The sequence below is a fragment of the Streptomyces boncukensis genome (assembly GCF_011045075.1).
GTDB classification, from domain to species: Bacteria; Actinomycetota; Actinomycetes; order Streptomycetales; family Streptomycetaceae; genus Streptomyces; species Streptomyces boncukensis.
In genome coordinates this window covers 1-1,839 of sequence record NZ_JAAKZZ010000872.1, presented here as the reverse complement: position 1 = coordinate 1,839, position 1,839 = coordinate 1, and the positions used below count along the sequence as shown (strand labels likewise).

The 1,839-nt window shown below is 71.8% G+C and carries 2 protein-coding genes; both read left to right on the top strand.

What is annotated here, in order from left to right; all coding sequences use genetic code 11:
* The coding region (locus G5C65_RS36540; RefSeq protein WP_420903400.1) for an acyltransferase at window positions 1-1,212 on the top strand (1,212 nt) is incomplete at its 5' end.
* A complete protein-coding gene (locus G5C65_RS36535) occupies window positions 1,209-1,802 on the top strand; it encodes a hypothetical protein (RefSeq protein ID WP_338146839.1) in 594 nt (197 codons plus the stop codon). The genes G5C65_RS36540 and G5C65_RS36535, both read left to right, overlap by 4 nt.
* The last annotated feature ends 37 nt before the right edge of the window (window positions 1,803-1,839 follow it).

Here is a 1,839-nt window from a genome sequence, read left to right as displayed (position 1 = left end):
CCGGGGGAGGTCCTCCCGCCCGACCCGGCGCCCGTCGACGGCACGCCTCCGGATCCGGGGCCGTGTGTGCTGTGCGGGAAGCCGACCACCGCACGCGCGGGCGGGCTCCCGCAGCATATGTACGGTCTGTGCGTCGGCGCGCCGCTCCCCACCGCCCAGGGCACCGCCGAGGCCGCCCCCGAGGCCACCACCGAGGCCGCCGCCGCTCCGCCGGCGCCCGGGGGGAGCCGGCCGCGCCCTGTCCCGGCCCCGCTCACGGACAACGAGCTCGCGCTCACCGTCACCGGTACGGTCGCCGAGGTGCTGCGTGCGCACGGCGGCGATGTCGAAGCCGCGCAGCAGGTTCTGTCCAAGCGCGCGGTCCAGGACGTGATGCGTCTGTTCAAGCAGTCCCGCGTGGGCGGCCGCTACGAGCACAAGGACTTCCCGCCCACCGAGGACGTCCTCAAGAAGCGCTCGCAAAAAGGCGCCGACTCCATCTGGGAGGGACGTCCCAAGTGGCGGAACACCGCCCTGGCCCAAGCGGTCAGGGCAGGCGGGCACGGACCGGTCGACGTCGCTGTGCTGGATGCCAACGCCGCCTACCTCGCGGCCTGGAAGACCCGTCTCCCCTTGGGCCGCCTCGTGCACAGCACCACCGGCATCCACGACCCCGGACAAGCGGGCGTGCACCTGATCACTCCGCCGGAGTGGGACCACGCTGACATCCCCTCCCCCCTCGGCGCCCGTATGGAGCCGGGGGAGCTGTGGGTGACCGAGCCGACCCTGCGACTGCTGATGCGCTGTGCGAGGGACGGCCTGTGCGACCCGCCCGTCATCCGCGAGTCCTGGACGTCCGGCTCCACCGAGGCGCTGCTGGAGAAGCTGCGCCGTACCCTGGTCGAGCTGCGCAAGCAGGCCATCGACCAGGGCGACACGCTCACGGTGGAGTATCTCAAGGCGATGTACTCCAAGTTCGTCTCCACCGTCGGCGAATCGTCCATGAACCGGGAGATCCGCCGTCCGGACTGGATGCACATCATCCGCTCCCAGGCGTTCGCGAACTTGTGGTTCAAGGCCGACCGCGCCCGGAAGGCGGGCCTGAAGCTGGTGCAGATGTCCGGTACCGACGAACTCCACCTGGCGGGTGACTGGCGCGGGGTGTTCGCCGAGGGCCGGGGCATGGCCGAGATGAAAGTCAAGGACACCTACACCCTGGGAGGTGAGGGGTGACCAGCCAGTCCCAGGCGGAGTGGGGCGAGTGGCAGAAGCACGGCGCCCGCGGCATGACCGGCGGCCAGGCCCTCGCCGGCGAGATCGACCGCGTCGTACGCGCCCACGGCATCGCCTCCCCGGTCACCTCCCGGCGCGGGCTGAACGCCCGTCTGCGCTATCTCAACAGCCCTGCCGGCCGCACCGCGCTGCGCGAGGCCGGGGCCGGCGCCCGCACGATCCGGGACTGGTACGCGGGCCGCACCGCCCCTTCCCGCGCCAGCCGGGAGAAGATCGACGCCGCCTACTGGGAACGCCGCCGGGCGAACCTGATCCGCTCCGGGCAGCTCAAGCGGTACTTCGACAACGACGGCCGGGGCGTACGCATGGAGATCTACGCCGTCGACCAGACGAACGTCCCCGAGAAGTACCGCCGCCCCAACGTCCAGGACCGCTCGATCCAGGCCCGCTATGTGTGGGACGACGCCGTGGACGCCTGGGAGGCCGGCGACACCGGGACGCTGGATGAGATCTGGGACGACCTGATCGCCGACCTCGACTCCGACTGGATCGCCTACGCCTACGTGGCCGGCATCGGCACCAGCGCCTGAACACGGCAGCCGGCGCGCCGCCGGGGGAGTGGGGGGG